General features: G+C 58.1%; 16 protein-coding genes. 6 read left to right on the forward strand and 10 right to left on the reverse strand.

From position 1 onward, the window contains the following. Nucleotides 1–15: 15 nt before the first annotated feature. The 4 genes from J4P41_RS05685 to J4P41_RS05700 form a co-directional block, all read right to left on the reverse strand. Nucleotides 16–1,482 carry a S41 family peptidase gene (locus J4P41_RS05685; RefSeq protein WP_426066377.1) on the reverse strand — a complete coding sequence of 489 codons (1,467 nt, stop codon included), beginning with the start codon at nt 1,480–1,482 and terminating at the stop codon, nt 16–18. A 124-nt stretch (nt 1,483–1,606) separates the two neighbouring features. Beyond that, a complete protein-coding gene (locus J4P41_RS05690) occupies nt 1,607–2,896 on the reverse strand; it encodes a murein hydrolase activator EnvC family protein (RefSeq protein WP_426066378.1) in 1,290 nt (429 codons plus the stop codon). After that, entirely contained in the window at nt 2,883–4,421 is a 1,539-nt protein-coding gene (gpmI, locus tag J4P41_RS05695; protein WP_426066379.1) for a 2,3-bisphosphoglycerate-independent phosphoglycerate mutase, read from the reverse strand. The genes J4P41_RS05690 and gpmI overlap by 14 nt, the downstream gene beginning before the upstream one ends. A gap of 121 nt (nt 4,422–4,542) precedes the next feature. Next, nucleotides 4,543–4,734, reverse strand: a complete 192-nt coding sequence (locus J4P41_RS05700) for a CsbD family protein (protein ID WP_026017457.1) — start codon at nt 4,732–4,734, stop codon at nt 4,543–4,545. A 147-nt stretch (nt 4,735–4,881) separates the two neighbouring features. Here J4P41_RS05700 and msrB point away from each other — a divergent pair, with 147 nt between their 5' ends. The 3 genes from msrB (at nt 4,882) to J4P41_RS05715 (ending at nt 6,320) form a co-directional block, all read left to right on the forward strand. Further along, the gene (gene msrB / locus J4P41_RS05705; RefSeq protein WP_426066380.1) at nt 4,882–5,301 is read left to right on the forward strand and encodes a peptide-methionine (R)-S-oxide reductase MsrB; all 420 of its coding nucleotides are present in this window, start codon (nt 4,882–4,884) and stop codon (nt 5,299–5,301) included. Beyond that, nucleotides 5,298–5,936 (forward strand): uracil phosphoribosyltransferase, encoded by a 639-nt coding sequence (upp, locus tag J4P41_RS05710; protein WP_426066381.1) that lies wholly within the window; start codon nt 5,298–5,300, stop codon nt 5,934–5,936. Before msrB ends, upp begins: the two co-directional genes overlap by 4 nt. Nucleotides 5,937–6,032: 96 nt before the next feature. Continuing rightward, a complete protein-coding gene (locus J4P41_RS05715; RefSeq protein ID WP_010502048.1) occupies nt 6,033–6,320 on the forward strand; it encodes a DUF1330 domain-containing protein in 288 nt (95 codons plus the stop codon). A gap of 9 nt (nt 6,321–6,329) precedes the next feature. Here J4P41_RS05715 and J4P41_RS05720 read toward each other — a convergent pair whose 3' ends face one another. The 3 genes from J4P41_RS05720 to greA are packed head-to-tail and all read right to left on the reverse strand — an operon-like array spanning nt 6,330 to nt 8,371. After that, nucleotides 6,330–6,665, reverse strand: a complete 336-nt coding sequence (locus tag J4P41_RS05720; RefSeq protein WP_426066382.1) for an energy transducer TonB — start codon at nt 6,663–6,665, stop codon at nt 6,330–6,332. Nucleotides 6,666–6,671: 6 nt separating this feature from the next. Beyond that, the gene (locus tag J4P41_RS05725; RefSeq protein ID WP_426066383.1) at nt 6,672–7,898 is read right to left on the reverse strand and encodes a threonine ammonia-lyase; all 1,227 of its coding nucleotides are present in this window, start codon (nt 7,896–7,898) and stop codon (nt 6,672–6,674) included. Then, nucleotides 7,898–8,371: a transcription elongation factor GreA gene (gene greA / locus J4P41_RS05730; protein ID WP_007282780.1), complete on the reverse strand. Its 474-nt coding sequence runs from the start codon at nt 8,369–8,371 to the stop codon at nt 7,898–7,900. The genes J4P41_RS05725 and greA overlap by 1 nt, the downstream gene beginning before the upstream one ends. 238 nt (nt 8,372–8,609) lie before the next feature. On the opposite strand from greA, the gene J4P41_RS05735 reads away from it, so the two are divergent. Then, the gene (locus J4P41_RS05735; protein WP_426066384.1) at nt 8,610–8,816 is read left to right on the forward strand and encodes a helix-turn-helix domain-containing protein; all 207 of its coding nucleotides are present in this window, start codon (nt 8,610–8,612) and stop codon (nt 8,814–8,816) included. 52 nt (nt 8,817–8,868) lie between these two features. Here the strand turns inward: J4P41_RS05735 and carB are convergent, their stop codons facing one another. Further along, a complete protein-coding gene (gene carB, locus J4P41_RS05740) occupies nt 8,869–12,123 on the reverse strand; it encodes a carbamoyl-phosphate synthase large subunit (RefSeq protein WP_426066385.1) in 3,255 nt (1,084 codons plus the stop codon). A gap of 3 nt (nt 12,124–12,126) precedes the next feature. Next, nucleotides 12,127–13,488, reverse strand: a complete 1,362-nt coding sequence (gene carA, locus J4P41_RS05745) for a glutamine-hydrolyzing carbamoyl-phosphate synthase small subunit (protein WP_426066386.1) — start codon at nt 13,486–13,488, stop codon at nt 12,127–12,129. Between the two features lie 219 nt (nt 13,489–13,707). Here carA and J4P41_RS05750 point away from each other — a divergent pair, with 219 nt between their 5' ends. Together J4P41_RS05750 and J4P41_RS05755 are read left to right on the forward strand one after the other, a co-directional pair. Then, the gene (locus J4P41_RS05750) at nt 13,708–14,163 is read left to right on the forward strand and encodes a GatB/YqeY domain-containing protein (protein ID WP_010502036.1); all 456 of its coding nucleotides are present in this window, start codon (nt 13,708–13,710) and stop codon (nt 14,161–14,163) included. A 150-nt stretch (nt 14,164–14,313) separates the two neighbouring features. Further along, complete coding sequence (locus J4P41_RS05755; RefSeq protein WP_061932528.1) at nt 14,314–15,285, forward strand: cation diffusion facilitator family transporter; 972 nt, start codon at nt 14,314–14,316, stop codon at nt 15,283–15,285. Here the strand turns inward: J4P41_RS05755 and J4P41_RS05760 are convergent. Then, nucleotides 15,282–16,163, reverse strand: coding sequence for an alpha/beta fold hydrolase (locus tag J4P41_RS05760; protein ID WP_426066387.1), 882 nt, complete (start codon nt 16,161–16,163; stop codon nt 15,282–15,284). The two genes, J4P41_RS05755 and J4P41_RS05760, sit on opposite strands and share 4 nt — an antisense overlap. Between the last annotated feature and the right edge of the window lie 40 nt (nt 16,164–16,203).

Raw genomic sequence — 16,203 nt, forward strand, 5'->3', positions numbered from 1 at the left:
TCTGGTTTTATGAGTTTAGTGCGCCGGAGGGGTAGCCGGTGCGGACTTCTTGTCAGTTGGAGGCGCCTTGACTTCGGTGGCCTGTTCAATGGCAGGAGCCGGGTTCGAAATGCCTGCCATGGCATTCACGACCTTGATTGCCTGCTGAAGCTGGAAGTCCGTTGCGGGTTTCGTCAGGTCAAACTTTGGCCAATCCGCAGGGGGCGCCTTCGGAATGGATTTGGAAATTTCCGGAAGGTCTGTGCGGGGCGTCTCGGTCGTGCGGTTACCGCCCACATTCGTCAGGATATGGGACAGATCAGCCTCACGATAACCGTAGCCATCGTCATCCTTGGTTTCTGCGACAGTAATATCAGGCGTAATGCCCAGTCCCTGAATGGAACGGCCGGATGGCGTATAGTAACGGGCTGTTGTCAGGCGGACAGCGCCTTGATCGCCGATCGGGATCAGCGTCTGGACGGACCCCTTGCCGAACGTCTTTTCGCCAAGAATGACCGCACGGCGATGATCCTTCAGGGCACCGGCAACGATTTCGCTGGCTGAGGCAGAACCGCCATTTGTCAGGACAACGATCGGCAATCCGTTGGTGATGTCCGTTCCCTTGGCATCCCAGCGCTGGTTGTTCTCCGGGTGACGTCCACGGATGGAGACAATCTCGCCTTCCTTGATGAAATCATCGGAGACGGCGATGGCCTGATCGAGCTTGCCACCAGGGTTCGACCGCAGATCCAGAATAACGCCCGTCAGCTTGTGGGCAGGGCTTTTGGCGGCTTCTGCTTTCAGCTTATCGAAAGCCGTATGCATTGCGCCTTCAAGGTCGTCATCGAATTCGGTCAGGCGGATATAGGCCGTGCTGCCGTACAGGGCGGACCGGACGATCTGAACGTGAACGATTTCGCGCTTCATATCGAAAGTCAGGGTCTTACCTGTCTTTGGGCGCACGACGGTCAGGCTGATGGAGGTTCCCGGATCACCACGCATTTTGCGGACGGCCTGATCGAGCGTCAGGCCGTCAATGCTCTTGTGGTCGACCATGGTGATGAAATCACCGGTCTGGATGCCAGCGCGCGCAGCGGGGGTGCCGTCGATCGGCGAAACCACGCGGACATGCCCGGATTCTGCTTGAACCTGAAGACCAAGGCCGCCGAATTTGCCGGAAATCTCGGTCTGCATGTCCTTGAACTGGGCAGCCGTCATGTAGGACGAATGCGGGTCCAGTTCTCCGACCATGCCATCAAGCGCGTTGTTGATGAGGTCTTTGTCCGAAACCGGATGAACGTATTCGGCCTTCACGACGTCCATGACCGTCCCCAGGAGGGTCAGGAGACGAACGGTTTCAGCGCTGTTGTCATGAGAGACGTCGCGGGCGAGGGCGGCGGTAGGGAAAGTGCCAGCGGACCCGACGAGACGCAGTGCGCCCGGTCCGACAGCCAGTCCGGCCAGAAAGGCGGTGCCCAGCAACAGGCCAGTACGGAACTTCATGTGATCTCCATCCTCGGGAACGGGCGTGCTTCCGGCGTCTCTTGCTGTGTAGGACTAGCGCGAAACGGGTTGCCGAAATGTTAAGACGTGATCTTACAGTGTCCTGTCCTGTCAGAAAACAGGGTCAGAGAAACGGAGCGGGGCTGACGATCTGTGCGCCATGGCGCAACTGGACGAAGAGCAGGCCGTCAGAGGCGGGCATTTGCCCAAGTGTGGCGGCTTTTCTAACGCTTTGGCCGCTCGAAACTCCCAGAGAGCCGAGGCCGGAGAGAACAAAGCGATAATTCTGCCCGCAATCCAGGATCAGCATCTGCCCGAAGGACCGGAAAGGACCGGAAAAGACGATTCGTCCGCTGCAGGGGGCCTGTACGGCGGCGGATGACGCTGCTGCGTAAGTGATGCCAGTAGCGGGACCAGCCTCTGTGTCCTGTCCCCAACGGACGGCGACATGTCCCGAAACCGGGGCATGTCCGCTGCCGGAAGAGACGCCATTGCCAGCTGACAGGGCTTTCGCCTGCGCGCGTGCCTTGCGGGCCTGCTCCATCTGGTGCTGCTTTGCCAGCGCACGGGCCTCTGCCTCAAGTTCGGCTTTGGCCTGTGCTTCCTGCCGGGCGATGGTTTCGATTTCAGCTGAAAGATCAGCAGACGCTTTCATGGCTTCGGCGACAGCGGATCTGGCGCGTTTTGCAGCCTGATCCGAAAGCGTTTCCTGGCGGGCCGCGACCTTTGTTCTGGCCGCTGCGACATCGCGCTGGTGTGTCTGGGATTTCAGGAGACCATCCAGTTCTTTCTGACGGCTATCAAGCGCGTCTTCGACTGTTTGGAGTTCGTTCTGTTTTGCCTGAAGATGCGCGGCCCGCTGCTGGGTCAAGCGTGAGAAACCGCCTAGAATAGACAAGGCTGTTACGCTGTCTGTTGCGGCGGAGGGTGAGGCGAGAAGCGCGGCATCAGGCGCAATGGACAGGCGGGCTGCAACGGGCAAAAGAGGCTGCAAGGCCTCGTTTTCGCGGGCAATATCCTGCCTGATACTAGCCTGTTTCTGTTTCAGATCATCAATTTCCGCGTTCAGAGTGTCGATACGGGAGCGTGTTGTCTGAACGGCTGTCTGTGCTGTGCGTGTCTGTGCGGCAAACGCGACTTTGCGGGCATTGTCCTGAAGCGCTTTCTGTTGCGCCTGAGTGGCCGCTTGCTGTCGCGCGCGTAAAGTGGCTGCTTCCTGCGCCTGCTGGGCTTCAAGCGCTTTTCGGGCGGCCTGCGCTCGCGCAAGCGCTTGTTGTCCCGCGCTGGCAGCAGATGAATGGTGAGTATGCGCGGCGGCTCGATGATGGGCGTGATCTGCCGGAGAGGCCGCCATCAGCCATGGCGAGATCGCCAGAGCCAATGGCAGCAGTCTGGCTGGATCAGACGTTTTCAAGCAGGGAAACGCCGGTCATGGCTGCGGGCTGAGGCAGGCCGAGGAGCGCAAGAAGGGTCGGAGCCAGATCGGCAAGGCGTCCGTCATGGATGGTTTTGCCTGTGGCGTGAGCCAGAATGACTGGAACGACGTTGAGGGTATGGGCCGTGTGAGCACCGCCGGTTTCGGGATCGCGCATGGTTTCGCAGTTGCCGTGATCCGCAGTGACGATCAGTGTTCCCCCCGCGCGGGTAATAGCGTCGTTGATACGGCCAAGGCCCTGGTCAACTGTTTCGCAGGCCTTGATGGCCGCCGGAAGGGAGCCGGTATGGCCGACCATGTCCGGGTTGGCGAAGTTCAGGATGATCATGTCGAACCGGCCTGAGTCGATGGCTTCCACAGCGCGATCTGTCAGTTCAGGAGCCGACATTTCCGGTTGCAGATCATAGGTGGCGACTTTTGGAGACGGGACGAGGATACGCTCTTCACCCGGAAGCTGGACCTCTCGACCACCGTTCAGGAAGTAGGTGACGTGCGGGAATTTTTCCGTCTCGGCCATGCGCAGCTGGGCCTTGCCGGCTTTGGACACAACGTCTCCCAGAAGATCGTCGAGGGGGATCTTCGGAAAGAGGACCGTCATGTATGGGGCAAGATGGTCAGAGTAGCGCGTCATGCCACTGACGGCGGCGAAATTGATGCGTCGACCGCTTTCGTAACCGTCAAAATCCGGCACGACCAGAACATCCAGAAGCTGGCGGATACGGTCTGCGCGGAAGTTGCAGGACAGGATGCCGTCGCCGTCCTTCATGCCTGCATAATCGCCAAGAACTGTCGGGACGACGAATTCGTCTCCCTTGTTCTCTGCATAGCTGGCTTTGAGAACGGAGAGGGCATCGTCTGCATGCTGGCCCTTGCCGTCCCGGATCGCATCGACGGCCAGTTTGACGCGTTCCCAGCGACGGTCACGGTCCATGGCGTAATAGCGTCCGCTGATTGTGGCGACCTGCACACTTTCGGGGAGTTCGCCCAGCAGGGCGGGGATGTAGTCCTGACCGGACTGAGGGGCGGTGTCGCGGCCGTCACTGAAAATGTGCAGTGCCACAGGAACACCAGCCGCGCTGACGATTTTGGCGAGTGCAAGGACATGGTCCTGATGGGCATGAACACCGCCGGGGGAGATCAAGCCCATGAGATGGCAGGTGCCGCCGGAGACTTTCAGAGCGTGGATGAACTCTTTCAGAGCCGTATTTTCAGCGAGGGAGCCGTCACGGGCGCTTCGCGAAATGCGCGGGAGTTCCTGCATGACAACGCGTCCAGCGCCGATATTCAGATGGCCGACTTCCGAGTTGCCCATCTGGCCATCAGGCAGGCCGACGTCTTCGCCACAGGTTTTGAGAAAGGCATGAGGGGAGTTAGCCCAGAGGGTATCGAAGGTTGGTGTGTTGGCCAGTCTCACCGCGTTATCGGAATTCTCCTCACGCCAGCCGAACCCGTCCAGAATGACGAGCATGACAGGGCGGCGGGGGGATGAAGCGGTGGAGGACATGGCTGTTTCCTGTCTTGCGGAAGGAGGAAAGAAGAGAGGGCCATTATGTCACCTTTCCCCACAAATGCGAACGCCCGCCGGAGAGGCGGGCGTTGCATGTCTCATGACAGTGACGTGAGCGTCAGATCTTGTCGACACCCTTTTTGACGGCGTCCTTGACGTCGCCTTTGGCTGTCTGGGCCTGACCCTTGAGGTTCTGGACGACGCCTTCACCTTCAAGCTCTTCGTCATTCGTGACACGACCAACTTCTTCCTTGATCTTGCCGACGACCTTGTTGGTAGCACCTTTGATTTTGTCTTCGATGGAGCTCATGATGATCTCCTCCTGAAAAAGAGTTACGGACTTCAAACGGCTCTCGGCAGAAGAAGTTTCGGTCGCAGCTTCAGATATGCGTGACAAAAGGGGATGTGGCTTCCATATATCGGAAACTGAAAACCTCAGATTTTCTGGAGACTGACCATGACCCAAGGCTGCGGTCCCGTTAAGGGCGCCAATGGTGGCGGATGTGGTGTTGGCCTGACGCCGGAGCAGCGCCGTATTCTGCTGGAGCATGGTACCGAATATCCCGGTTCCAGCCCGCTGAACGATGAAAAACGTTCTGGAATTTACGCCTGTGCCGGGTGCGGCCGTGAGCTGTTTTCGTCCGCGACGAAGTACGCAAGCGGAAGTGGGTGGCCATCGTTTTTCCAGCCACTTGAAGGCGCTGTTGAAACGACGCGGGATGGGAGCCATGGAATGGTTCGCACGGAAGTGCACTGCGCGAACTGCCTGGGGCATCTGGGGCATGTATTTCCCGATGGGCCACCGCCCACGGGATTACGGTATTGCATGAACGGTCTGGCGCTCGATTTTCGCCCGGCCGCAGGAGAAAAAGCATGAGTCAGGCGCTGCCGCCTATCGTTCTCGACCATCCGCTGGTGCGCCACAAGCTGACCCGTCTGCGTGATAAGAATACATCCACAGCGGGCTTTCGTCGCCTGACCCGTGAACTCAGCCTGCTTCTGGCATATGAAGCCACGCGTAATCTGTCTCTTGTGCCGCGTCAGATCGAAGCACCAAGCGGGTTCATGGAAGGTGAGGAACTGGACGGCAAGAAGCTCTGCTTCGTCTCCATTCTGCGTGCCGGTAACGGCCTTCTGGATGGAATGCTTGATCTCGTGCCGTCTGCGCGTGTCGGTCATATTGGTCTTCGCCGGGACCATGAGACGCTGGAAGTCAGTGAATACTACTTCAACATGCCGAGCGATGTTCCGGGGCGGACCTGCATTGTTCTGGATCCGATGCTTGCAACGGGCCATTCAGCCGCGGCGGCTGTCATGCGCGTCAAAGAAGCGGGAGCGATTGCGCCTGTTTTCGCCTGTCTTCTGGCCGCTCCGGAAGGAATTGCTCACATGACGGAGCTGCATCCGGATGTGCAGGTCGTGACGTGTTGTGTGGATCAGAAGCTCGATGAGCACGGCTATATTGTCCCGGGTCTGGGAGATGCTGGCGACCGTCTGTTCGGGACCCGCTAATAGACGCAAATGTTTGGCACACGCGCTTGTGTGCTGAATGTTATGCCGTTTTGTGGCCGGTTATGGATGATCATCCTTTTCTCGGGAGTTTCATCCATGACCGCCTACGCTGTTTTCATTCGCGACAAACTGACAGATCCCGCTGAATTTCAAGCGTACTCAGATACGGTTGGAGAGACCTTCAAGGGCCATCCTGCCAAAATTCTGGCTGCTTACGGAAAGCAGGAAAAGCTTGAAGGTATTGAGCCGGACGGTGTGGTCATTATCGAATTTCCGGATATCACTTCTGCCCGCGCCTGGTACGACAGCCCGGAGTATCAGGCTGCTGCAAAGCACCGCTGGAAAGCCGCGTCTTACAATGTTGTTATTGTAGAGGGCGTTTGAGCTGTTGCTCTAAATCGTGAAATCAACGTGTTCAATGTGATTGGGGACGGCAATATTTTTGCCGTTCCTGCGGGCAGGGACGTAACGCATACGTTGCACGAACTCTAGCGCCGAGGCGTTAAAGTGGGGGTTGTTCGACTTCGCGATGTGACAGTTTGAGGGAGTGCCTGCTTCGCTGATGTCGCAGGAGACTTCAGTCTTGGCAGTTTCACCATGTTCAAAGGCTTCAATAGGATATTCTGGCGTCCCTGCGCCGGGCTTCAGCTGAAGATCCGAGTTTTCTGGAAGATTGGGGCTGCCAGCGAGCATGAGGCCTGTGGCGGCAGCTAGTATGAAAGAATACATGAGTTTTCAGTCTCTGCGTACGATGTAATGCCGGGACAGATCGGTCTCGATCTGTTTGGCATGTTCCGTATCGCGGGCTTCAATCATTACGACCAGCTCTGCCGTTTGGACGGATGGGGAGGCAAACAGACGGTGATGGGACACTTCGATGATGTTTCCACCGTAATTGCCAATCCGGGCCGAAATATCGGCCAGCATGCCGGGCCGGTCAGGGATCTGGAAGATCAGGCGCAGGATACGTCCGTCCCGTAGGAGTGAGCGCAGGATCGTGTTTGCCAGAATACGGGCGTTGATGTTGCCGCCAGACAGGGGAAGGGCGACTTTGCGGCCCTTGAAAAGTTCCGGATTGGCGATAACAGCAGCCAGCCCTGTGGCTCCGGCACCTTCACAGACCTGTTTGGCTTTCTCGGCGAGCGTGGTGATGGCGCTTTCGACCTGAAGCTCATTGACTACCAGAATTCTGGAAATCCGATGGCGGAAGGCGTTCAGGCAATGCTCGCCCATCGTGGTAACGGCAATGCCTTCCGCGATCGTGGAGCCGCCAAGCGTCGGGCCACCCTCCTGAGGGAAGGCGGCGAGGGAGGCATAGGCCTCGACCTGTACGCCAATGACTTCCACGTCCGGCCGCAAGGCCGCCATCACGGTTGCAAAGCCACCAATCAGACCACCACCACCAACCGGCACAACGACCGTGTCAATCTGGGGGGCATCTTGAAGCAGTTCCAGAGCCGCCGTGCCCTGTCCGGCAATAACGGCAGGATCATTGAACGGATGGACGAGGACGCGTCCTTCTGTTTTCTGCAGTTCTTCTGCTGTGATGCAGGCCTGTGCAAAATCGTCGCCAGCCAGAACGACATTCGCTCCCCAGGCCTGCGTTGCTGCAACTTTGGATGCCGGGGTAAAGCGCGGCATGACGATTGTCGCATCAATGCCAAGAAGACTGGCCTGACGGGCCACACCCTGCGCGTGATTGCCTGCCGAGACGGTAATCACGCCGCGTGCGCGTTCTTCAGCCGTCAGGAGCGCCATTTTGTTGGCAGCGCCCCGCTCCTTGAAGGAGCCAATGGCCTGAAGGTTTTCGAGCTTGAGCGTAATTTCCGCGCCTGTCAGACGGGACAGGGCAGGGCAGGTAATCGTCGGCGTGCGAACCACTGTGGATGCGATGCGCTCATGGGCGCTCTCGATGTCCTGGATGGTAACGACAGGGGCGGTGGACGTCAGGACGTCAGACATTAGCGGTATGTGACTTTCAGGATCTCATAGGTGCGATCGCCGCCGGGGGCGGGAACGGAGATGGTATCGCCCACATCCTTGCCGATCAGGGCCTTGGCAAGTGGGGACGAGATGGAGATCAGGCCCTGCTTGATGTCGGCTTCATGGACGCCGACGATCTGGTAGGCGTTTTCCTTGTCTGTCTCTTCATCCACGACTTCGATATGCGCACCGAAGCGGACCTTGGTGCCTGTGAACGTGGAAGGATCGATCACGTCGGCGGAGGAGACGATGCTTTCAAGCTCAAGCACGCGCCCTTCGATGAAGGACTGGCGGTCACGGGCGGCATGATACTCTGCGTTTTCAGAAAGATCGCCGTGTTCGCGTGCTTCCGCAATGGCGCGAATGACTGCGGGACGATCGACGCTCTTGAGAGTTCGCAGTTCGTCTTCGAGACGCTGTAGTCCCTGCGCGGTCATTGGGATCTTCTGCACTCTGAAATCCTTGAGAAAGCATGGCTGAAATTGAATGAATAGCCAGACAATATAGGATTTCAGGGGTTTTTATGCAAGGTAGGGTATTTTTATTTATCGATTAACGATAATAAAATGAAGGGTCAAGGGTAAGGATTCAAGATCCTGATGTTAGGAGAACAACGTAGGAAAATATGGTCTGTCTTAAGTAGAGGAACTGTATTTAACGGCTTCAATCCGAAATAGACGAGGTCATTTGATGCCTGTTCGGGTCAGTTTGGATGAGCTTCTGAGAGAGCGGGGCATGTCTTTGACGGAGTTGTCGGAGAAGGTGGGTCTGACGCTTGCCAACCTTTCCATTCTCAAGACTGGCAAGGCAAAGGCGATCAGGTTTTCCACTCTGGAGGCTCTGTGTCGCGTGCTCGACTGCCAGCCGGGCGATATTCTTCGGTATTCGGACGAGTAAGAACAAAAAAGCCCGTCAGATTGCTCTGACGGGCTTTGTTATTATGGATCGGTTAGAACTCGCCTTTGAAGTAGGACTGGAGCGGGGCAACACCCAAATCGCCTTCTTTGAGGACGGCGATTGCGTATGTTGCAGCGCGTGCACCGGCAATCGTTGTGTAATGCGGGATACCCATTGTCAGGGCGCCGCGACGGATGTCGTAGCTGTCACGCGCCGCCTGACCGCCCTGAGACGTGTTGATGACCATCTGCACGTCGCCGGAGCGGATGGCATCCACGCAGTTCGGGCGGCCCTGCATCACCTTGTTGACGCGCTTCACGGGAATATTGGCCGCTTCAAGGCGTGATGCCGTCCCACTGGTGGCAAGGATGGTGAATCCCATTTCCACAAGCTTGCGGGCCAGCGGCTGGACATGCCCCTTGTCGCTGTCACGGACGGATAGGAAGACTGTTCCGGACAGAGGCAGCTTCACGCCAGCAGCAAGCTGGGACTTGGCGAAAGCTCGCTCGAAGCTGGAATCCAGCCCCATGACTTCACCCGTGGAGCGCATTTCCGGACCAAGGATCGTGTCAGCGTTCGCAAAGCGATGGAACGGGAAGACGGCTTCCTTGACGGCCACATGCGGGGAGACCGCGCCGCCATCCAGACGGAACTCAGACAGGCGTGCGCCAGCCATGACGCGGGCACCGATCTTCGCAACCGGAACGCCTGTTGCCTTGGCGACGAACGGCACAGTCCGGGATGCACGTGGGTTCACTTCAAGGACGAAGACTTCCTGATCCTTGATGGCGTACTGCACGTTCATCAGACCACGGATACCAAGCTCGCGAGCCATGGCTTCCGTCTGGGCGCGGAGTTCTGTCACCAGTGCCGGGGACAGTGTGTAAGGCGGCAGGGAGCAGGCGGAGTCACCGGAATGGATACCGGCTTCTTCGATGTGCTCCATGACACCGGCGACATAGACCGTCTCGCCATCGGCGATGCAGTCCACGTCGGCTTCGATTGCATCGTTCAGGTAGTGGTCGAGCAGGATCGGGCCGGTCGAGACTTCTGGGCCAGCGGCACGGAGAACCGTGTTGAGGTAATGCTTCAGGCCAGCATTGTCGTACACGATTTCCATTGCGCGTCCGCCCAGAACATAGGACGGACGAGCCACGACAGGATAACCGACTTCCTCTGCGACTTTCTCGGCGTCTGCGGGTGTGCGGGCGATGCCGTTGCGCGGCTGGCGAAGGCCCAGCTTGCGCAGCATGGTCTGGAAACGCTCGCGGTCTTCGGCGCGGTCAATCGCATCGGCAGGGGTGCCGAGGAGCGGGATGCCTGCCTCTTCCAGTGCGCGGGAAAGCTTCAGCGGGGTCTGGCCGCCATACTGCACGATGCAGCCTAGAACCTTGCCTCCACGGGCTTCCGTGCGGATGAGGGCGATGACGTCCTCGGCTGTGAGTGGTTCGAAATACAGACGGTCGGATGTGTCGTAATCCGTGGAGACCGTTTCCGGGTTGCAGTTGACCATGACTGTTTCAAAGCCAGCTTCGCGCAGGGCGTAAGCGGCATGAACACAGCAGTAATCGAACTCGATGCCCTGACCGATCCGGTTCGGGCCACCGCCCAGAATGATGATCTTGTCGCGGTCTGTCGGCTGGCTTTCACATTCCGGTGTGCCGAACCCGCCTTCATAGGTGGAGTACAGATACGGCGTGTCGGAGGCGAACTCGGCGGCGCAGGTGTCGATGCGGCGATAGACCGGTACGACGCTCAGAGCTTCGCGCTGCGCCAGAACGTCTGCTTCGTTTTGACCTGACAGGCGGGCAAGCTGACGGTCCGAGAAGCCCTGAGCCTTCAGGCGACGGAAGCCGTAGGCGTCCTTCGGAAGGCCATTCTTCTCAACGTCACGCTCCGAGGCGATGATGTCTTCAAGCTGGCGCAGGAACCATGGTTCGAACTTGCAGGCCTGCTGAACTTCCTCAACCGTCAGGCCAGCGCGGAGCGCCTGTGCGGCCATCAGGATACGCTCGGGGCGTGGTTCTGCGAGGGCAGCCAGATAGGCGTCCTTGGAACCGTCGCCGGGTGCTTCAACCGGGTCCAAACCGGTCAGGCCCGTTTCCATGGAGCGGAAGCCCTTCTGGATGGCTTCGGCAAAGGAGCGACCTACGGACATGGCTTCGCCGACCGACTTCATGGACGTCGACAGCAAGGCCGGGGAGCCAGGGAATTTTTCGAACGTGAAGCGGGGGATCTTAGCGACAACGTAGTCGATCGTCGGCTCGAAGGAGGCCGGGGTCGTCTTTGTGATGTCGTTCTTGAGTTCGTCCAGTGTGTAACCAACGGCCAGCTTGGCGGCGATCTTGGCGATCGGGAAGCCGGTTGCCTTGGAGGCCAGCGCGGAAGAGCGGGACACGCGCGGGTTCATCTCGATGACGACCATGCGGCCATCAGCCGGATTGACACCGAACTGCACGTTAGAGCCGCCGGTCTCGACGCCGATCTTGCGCAGGCACGCCAGCGAGGCGTCGCGCATACGCTGATATTCCTTGTCGGTCAGCGTCAGGGCTGGGGCGACGGTGATGGAATCACCGGTATGCACACCCATCGGGTCGATGTTTTCGATGGAGCAGATGATAATGCAGTTATCCGCGGTGTCGCGGACTACTTCCATCTCGTACTCTTTCCAGCCCAGAACGGACTCTTCAATCAGCACTTCCGTCGTCGGGGAGGCATCGAGGCCGCCCGCGACGATCTGGTCAAACTCTTCACGGTTATACGCGATGCCACCGCCAGCGCCGCCCATAGTGAAGGACGGGCGAATAATGGCGGGCAGGCCGACATCGGCTAGCGCTGCGCGGGCTTCTTCCAGTGTATGGGCAATGGTGCTGCGCGGGCTTTCGATCCCGATCTCATCCATGGCCTCGCGGAACTTCTGGCGGTCTTCCGCGCGGTCAATGACCTCTGCGTCTGCGCCAATCAGTTCCACATTGTGCTTCTTGAGAAAGCCGGACTTGTCGAGCGCCATGGCGGCGTTCAGGGCTGTCTGGCCACCCATAGTCGGCAGGACGGCGTCGGGCTTTTCCTTGAGGATGATGCGCTCGACGAATTCCGGCGTGATCGGCTCGATATAGGTCGCGTCCGCCAGGCCCGGATCGGTCATGATCGTGGCTGGGTTGGAGTTGATGAGGATGACGCGATAGCCTTCCTCACGCAGGGCCTTACAGGCCTGTGCGCCAGAGTAATCGAACTCGCAGGCCTGTCCGATAACGATCGGGCCTGCGCCGATGATCAGGATGGACTTGATGTCTGTCCGTTTTGGCATGGCTCAGGCTCCTGCTTTGGCGCGACGGTCCATGACCGCGACGAAACGCTCGAAAAGATAGAAACTGTCAGACGGGCCAGGGCTGGCCTCGGGGTGATACTGAACGGAGAAGGCGTCCTTCGTGGTGGAAGCAATGCCTTCGTTGGAGCCATCGAACAGGCTCACATGCGTCACTTTCACATCGGCGGGCAGGGACTTCTCATCCACGGCGAAGCCATGGTTCTGGCTGGTGATTTCCACACGGCCACTTTCGATGTCCTTGACCGGCTGGTTGGCGCCGCGATGGCCACGATCCAGCTTGTAGGTCTTTCCGCCGAGGGCTTGTGCGAGAAGCTGATGGCCAAGGCAGATGCCAAAGACTGGGACGTTGGCATCCAGAACGCTCTTGATGGCCGGGACGGCGTAGGTGCCGGTTGCTGCCGGGTCGCCCGGGCCGTTGGACAGGAACACACCTTCGGGCTTCAGTTCCAGAATTTCCTCAGCCGTAGCGGTCGCGGGCAGAACCGTGACGTCACAACCAGCGGTCACGAGGCAGCGCAGGATGTTGTCCTTTGCGCCGTAGTCCATGGCGACCACGCGGCGGCGGTTCTCGGTACGGGCCGGGCGTGTGCTTTCCCACACGCCTTCCGTCCAGACGCGCTTTGGCTGTGTGACCTCTTTGGCGAGATCCATGCCTTCGAGGCCGGGCCACTGGCGGGCGCGGTTCAGCAGGCTGTCCGTGTCGATCCGACCATTGGCCGGGAAGGCAAGGATGGCAGTCTGCGGGCCATTGTCACGCAGGGAGCGAGTGACGGCACGGGTGTCGACGCCACTGATACCCGCACGGCCGTGCTGCTTCAGCCAGCCATCAAGGGAGTCCATGGAGCGCCAGCTTGCCGGAGCGGTGACGTCTTCCTTCACGACGGCGCCAAGAGCGGCCATTTTCGGCGCTTCATTGTCGTCCGTGTTTGTACCGACATTGCCAATATGCGGGAAGGTGAAGGTTACGATCTGCCCGGCGAAAGACGGGTCCGTCAGGGTTTCCTGATAGCCGGTCATGCCGGTGGAGAAGCAGAGCTCGCCGACAGCGCCATCGGTGTGGGCACCGAAGCCTCGGCCCCACAGGACCGTGCCATCTGCAAGGACAAGGGCGGCATTGGCGCCGGCAGGGCAGGAATTGGACACGTCCGTCTCTCTTTCTTGCGGGGTTTCAGCGGAAGTCAGGTCCTGGAGTTCGATTCCGGGAACGCGCAGCAGCGCGGGCCAGTGCTTGGTCGGCACAGTTCGCGACTGACGCCACTTGCGAACGGCTTCGAGGCCGACGCCGGCAAGAGCGGCGATCTCGTCCGCGCCTCCGGCTTTTTCGATGATTCTGTCGATGTCCATGGTCGCCCGTTCCTGGCTCCGCGTTCACTTTGAGGTCTGATAAGCGATTAGAAAGCGGATGGGAAGTTTTTTCCCATGTGATTCTGGGTGGATTGCAAAGAGGTGGGAAAAAACTTCCCTTGGCAGGGCTTCCATTGTTGGACGTCTGATTTTGTGCGAGTTTGCGGCCATGAATAGACCCTGAGGCTCTTAGGCCTCTGAACAGATGGGAGAAGGCGCATGTCACTTCGCGCACAGATCATGGACGATCTCAAGGCTGCAATGAAGGCAGGTCAGTCTGAAAAGGTGGCGCAGATCCGTGGCATCACGGCCAAGCTCAAGGACCTTGAAGTTGCGGCGCGTGCCAAGAGTGGGGAGGTAACGGAAGCAGACATGATTTCGGCCCTGCGCTCTATGATCAAGTCCCGCACAGAATCTGCAAATATGTACCGTCAGGGTGGTCGTCCGGAGCTTGCCGAGAAGGAAGAGGGCGAGATCGCCACGATCCAGTCTTATCTGCCTCCTGAGCTGGATGAGAATACTCTGAAAGCTGCGATTGATGAGGCTGTGACGGCTGTTGGCGCCGCGGGCATGAAGGATATGGGCAAGGTCATGGCGGTTCTGAAAGAGCGCTTTGGTGCTGATCTTGACCCGGCCAAGGCCAGTGGTCTGGTGAAGGCTCGGCTTGCTGCCTGAAAAAGGCAATTATGCCCGTATGCAAAAGGCCGTCCTTTTTAAGGGCGGCTTTTTTTGTGGCGATCTGCAATGAACCCGTGACGGTCCATGGGGTTTGACGCAGACTATTCAGGGGCTCAGTTGGTCCTTGTTCACGGAAATGAGGACTTCATGTCTGCTGGTGGTTCAACGAAAGTCGTTTTCATCGCGTTGGGTGTCAATTTTGGCATTGCCTGCGTGAAAGGCGTGGCAGCACTTCTGACAGGCTCGGCTGCCATGCTGGCTGAAACGGTTCATTCTTTCGTGGACTGTGGAAACCAGATCCTGCTGCTTGTTGGTATGAAGAGAGCTACGGCTCCGGCAACCAAAGAGCACCCGCTTGGCTATCATCGTGAGCTGTATTTCTGGACGATGGTTGTAGCGGGTGCGCTGTTTGTGGGCGGTGGCGTTGCGTCTTTGTACGAAGGCTGGGAAAAAGTCATGCACCCGGCGGAGATGCAGCCGGTGCATCTGCTGGGGCATGTTTTTCCGGGCTGGTGGATGAATGTCATCATTCTGGCGATTTCTGGCAGCATGGAAGGATATGGTTTCTTTGCGGCTGTGAAATCCCTGCCTCGGAGCGAGGGTGTTTCTTTGTGGCGAATGATCCGTCGAAGTGCAGATCCGGGATTGTTTGTCGTATTATTTGAAGACGGAGCTGCTCTGGTCAGTCTGGTGGTTGCTCTTCTGTTTACGGTACTTTCCGTTGTAACGGGGCTGCATGTTCTGGACGGGATTGCATCGCTTTTGATCGGTGTCGTGCTGGTCGTCGTGGCAGGTTTACTGACCAATGAGACGCGCTCTCTTCTTGTGGGCGAAAGTAATCCGGAAATTGATGCGTTTGTTCGCGCCGAAGCGCAAAAGCTTCCGGGGGTTGTTGGGATCAATGAAGTTGTGACGGAGACCCGGGGACCTGACAGTATTATCGTGCTGCTGTCTCTGGATTGGGATGATGCGATGTCAGCCGGAGATGTAGAGCGAGGCGTTTCGATGCTGGAGAAAACAACACGCGCGCGATATCCGGCTGTCTTGCGGATGTATATTGAGGCTCAGGACAAAAGAGACGGTATCCCTGCGGCTCTCAATTCATCGGGGCTGCTTTAGTGTGAGGCCAGAAAGGGCGTTACAGCGTTCAGAAATTCTTCAGGGTGCTCAATGCTTGGGGCATGGCCTGAGTGTGGAATGATGACCAGATGAGCGTTCGGAATGTGGGCGGCAAAATCGTGACCGTCCGATAGGGGAATAACCTGATCATCCTGACCCCAGATCACGAGCGTTGGGATCTGGATGGCTGTCATACGGTTATCAAGGAAAGTGTCCGGCGCATTGGCGTTTCTTGCAAAACTTTCCTGTGTGTATTGTGTGCCTTCGGCCATCCGGGTTTGAAATGTTGCTTTCACCAGGTCATCAGTAATGAGGGCCTTGTTGTAAAACAGGCTTCTGAGTCCTGTGCGGATGCCGGAAAATGAGACGGGGCCAAAAAGAGGTAATCCGTGCTCGACGAGTGATCGGTGACCGGCTGCATCGTTTAGAACAAGACGATTTGGCATAGCCATGGAAGAGTCCTGTGTTGCTTCGACGACGTAAAGTCCCGCAATCCAGCCCCCAAGGGATTCCCCGGCAAGCATAAAGTGTGTGATGTGTTTGGCTTTCAAAAAGCCATCCAGCATGTCCACCCATGTTTGGATACCGTAGGCGATTAATGGCTTCTCGGATGATCCGAAGCCGAGCTGGTCCATAGCGATGACATGATAATGCTGGGCCAGCCCAGGGATGACTTTGCCCCAGTCCATTGTGGCGCTACTTCCCAAGCCGTGGACCAGAACAAGATCCGGGCCTGTTCCGGCTTCCAGAAAGCGGATTTTCTGCCCGTAAACGGAAATGCTCTTCAAGGGGGGGAGAGCCTGCGCCTGACTGGCGGGAGAGAGGCCTATACCTGCGAGAGCAATGGCGAACATGGACGCTCGGAGTAGTCGGCGCATAATATAAAGGCCCTTGTTTCCATGGTTTGTTTCTTATGTG

The organism is Gluconobacter sp. NFX36, assembly GCF_049887835.1.
Taxonomy (GTDB): domain Bacteria; phylum Pseudomonadota; class Alphaproteobacteria; order Acetobacterales; family Acetobacteraceae; genus Gluconobacter; species Gluconobacter japonicus_A.